At 71.5% G+C, this 3,263-nt stretch carries 3 protein-coding genes; all 3 read left to right on the top strand.

Annotated features, from left to right (window positions below; translation table 11 throughout):
• Window positions 1-921 (top strand): ATP-binding protein (locus ACFC1F_RS42940; protein ID WP_376167229.1); only part of this gene is annotated, 921 nt, incomplete at its 5' end.
• Window positions 922-1,170: 249 nt separating this feature from the next.
• Window positions 1,171-2,727 carry a phage tail sheath family protein gene (locus ACFC1F_RS42935; RefSeq protein WP_376167227.1) on the top strand — a complete coding sequence of 519 codons (1,557 nt, stop codon included), beginning with the start codon at window positions 1,171-1,173 and terminating at the stop codon, window positions 2,725-2,727.
• Between the two features lie 62 nt (window positions 2,728-2,789).
• Entirely contained in the window at window positions 2,790-3,230 is a 441-nt protein-coding gene (locus tag ACFC1F_RS42930) for a phage tail protein (RefSeq protein WP_148648195.1), read from the top strand.
• Window positions 3,231-3,263 lie beyond the last annotated feature (33 nt).

Genomic DNA, 3,263 nt, shown 5'->3' with positions numbered 1-3,263 from the left:
CCCCGCATCACGTCAGCGGGTACGACTTCCGCCCCGACGCCTCGTCGATCTCGTCGTGTGCCGAACGGCTCGGGGAACTCCCGGATCTCCTCGGCGTCCGGCAGCCTCGGCTCCGACGTCGGACGCACCGTGCGCAGCCCGCTCACCACCCCCACCCACCGCAGCCTGCGGGAGCTCGCGGTGCGCGCCCGCCACCGCGAGCAGGTGCTCGGGCAGTGGGGCATGCGGCCCGGTGGCGGGCGCGGGCGCGGGGTGATCGCGCTGTTCGCGGGTGCGTCCGGTACCGGAAAGACGATGTCGGCCGAGGTGGTGGCGGCCGACCTGGGCATGGACCTGTACGTGGTGGACCTCTCCACGGTGGTCGACAAGTACGTCGGTGAGACCGAGAAGAACCTGGAGCGGATCTTCACCGAGGCCTCGGCCGTCAACGCGGTGCTGCTGTTCGACGAGGCGGACGCGATCTTCGGCAAGCGTTCGGAGGTCAAGGACGCCCACGACCGGCACGCCAACATGGAGTCGGCGTACCTGCTCCAGCGGATGGAGTCCTTCGACGGCATCGCCGTCCTGACCACCAACCTGCGCGCCAACCTGGACGAGGCGTTCACCCGCCGCCTGGACGTGATCGCGGACTTCCCGGTGCCCGACGCCGCCCAGCGCCTCGCCCTGTGGGACCGCTGTCTGGGCGACCGGGTGCCCCGGGCCGACGACCTCGACCTCGGCTTCTGCGCGGACCGGTTCGAACTGGCCGGCGGCTCCATCCGGGCCTGCGCGGTGACCGCCGCGTACTTCGCCGCCGAGTCGGGTGGACCACTGACGATGGCCCAGGCGGTGACCTCCGTCGCGCAGGAGTACCGCAAGCTCGGCCGGCTGGTGCTGGAGGGCGAGTTCGGCCCGTACGTGGCCCAGGTCACAAAGGTCTGAGCCGGGACGGCGGGCCGGGGCGACCGACGGGGCTGCGGCCGTGACGACCGACGGGCCGACGCGGCGGCCGGGGAGGGCAGCGCACTTGCCCCCGGTCAGGTCCCCGGGTCCCTCCCACCGGCGACGGCCGACGGAAAGGCTGGGGACGGGGCGCGGCGGAGTCCGTGGACCGCCGTCCGCAGCCCGCAGTCCCCAGTCCGCACGACCGGGCCGAAGTCCACCGAATACCAGTGACGCGAAGGAGCGAGCATGCCGACGTACCTCACCCCGGGTGTCTACGTGGAGGAGGTGCAGTCCGGTGCTCGCCCGATCGAAGGGGTCGGCACAGCTGTCGCCGCGTTCGTCGGGTTCGCCCGGAGCGGCCCGTTCCACGAGCCGACACTCGTCACCAGCTGGGACCAGTACTCCCAGAGCTTCGGCGGGTTCGCCGAGGGCGCCTACCTGCCCCACGCGGTCTACGGGTACTTCGCCAACGGCGGCGGGGCCGCGTACGTCGTCCGGGTCGGCGGCTCCGACCGGGACGGCTCCGCGCCGTCCACCGCCACGGGCCCCGTGCAGCGCGCGGCCGAACCCGTCGAGCTCGGCGGGTTCCTGCTGGCGGCCCGGCCCGGCGTCACCGGCGTGTCGGTGGAGATCGCCGACGCGGACGGCGAGAACCCGCCCGAGGACCGGTTCAAGCTGCTGGTCCGCCGCGACGGGACGGTGGCCGAGACCTTCGAGGTGTCCGCCCGCAGGAACGTCAAGGGCTACCTCGTCACCCAGGCCCGCACCTCGGCACTGATCGAGGTCACCGAGCAGCGCGGCGGCGCCCAGAGCCGGCCCGCGAGCCAGACCGTGACCCTGCCCGACGCCCCGGCGGCCGTGGCCGCTCCGACCGCCGGCCGGGGCGCGGCCCGGCTCGACCCGGCCGAGTACGTCGGCGACGCGGCGGCCCGCACCGGGCTCGCCGGCCTGGAGACCATCGACGAGATCACCATGGTCGCGGTGCCCGACCTGATGGGCGCCCACCAGCGCGGTGACATCGACGCCGAGGGCGTGCGCACCGTCCAGCTCGCCGTGATCTCGCACTGCGAGCAGATGGGCGACCGGGTCGCCGTCCTGGACGCCCCGCCCGGTCTCTCCGCGCAGCAGGTGCGGACCTGGCGCAACGACGAGGCGGGCTACGACTCCCGCTACGCCACCCTCTACTACCCGTGGATCCGGGTATTCGACCCGGCCGCCGGGCGCAACACGACCGTCCCGCCGAGCGGTCACATCGCCGGCGTGTGGGCGCGCAGCGACGCCGAGCGCGGCGTGCACAAGGCCCCCGCCAACGAGGTGATCCGCGGCGCGATCGACCTGGAACTGCGCCTGAGCAAGGGCGAGCAGGACCTCCTCAACCCGATCGGGGTGAACTGCGTGCGGGCCTTCCCCGGCCGGGGCATCCGGATCTGGGGCGCCCGCACCCTCTCCTCCGATCCGGCCTGGCGCTACCTGAACGTGCGCCGCCTCTTCAACTACCTGGAGGAATCGATCCTCCTGGGCACCCAGTGGGTCGTTTTCGAGCCGAACGACGACAGGCTCTGGTCGAGCATCCGGCGCAACGTCACCGCGTTCCTCACCGAGGAGTGGCGCAGCGGCGCGCTGTTCGGCCGGACGGCCGCGGAGGCGTTCTACGTCAAGTGCGACCGGGACAACAACCCCCAGGAATCGATCGACCAGGGCCGGGTGATCTGTGAGATCGGCGTGGCGCCGGTCAAGCCGGCCGAGTTCGTGGTGTTCCGGCTGGCGCAGTTCTCCGACAGCACCAGCCTCATCGACGAGTGACCTGAGGGTCCGCCAACCCCGGGACCGCCGGGACGAGCAACAAGGAAAGGTGACAGACAGTCATGGCAGAGGGCGATGCTCTTTCCACCCATATCTTCGGCGTGCAGCTCGGTGGCTACCTGGTCGAGTCGATCCAGGAGATCAGCGGCCTGACCGTCGAGGAGGAGGTCGTCGAGGTCCGTCAGGTCAGCAAGGACGGCAAGCAGATCATCCGCAAGCAGCCCGGCGCCCGCCAGGCCGGCGAGGTCACGATCACCCGGGGACTCGACAAGAGCAGCGAGTTCACCAAGTGGATCAAGGAGACCCTGAACAACGGGGCCGTCGACACCGCTCGGCAGAACCTCACCATCGAGATCAAGGACTCCACGGGCGAGACCGTCCGCCGCATCCAGCTGATGAACGGGTGGGCCTCCAAGTGGGAGGGGCCCTCCCTCAAAGCCGGCGAGTCCGCCGCGGCCACCGAGTCCGTGACCATCGTGTTCGAGGAGATCATCGTCGAATGAGGCGACGTACGGTGACGGCGGGCAGCCTGGAGG

The organism is Kitasatospora sp. NPDC056181, assembly GCF_042266225.1.
Lineage (GTDB): Bacteria > Actinomycetota > Actinomycetes > Streptomycetales > Streptomycetaceae > Kitasatospora.
Note: the sequence above shows the minus strand (reverse complement) of the source record. Positions and strands in the feature narration are given on the sequence as shown.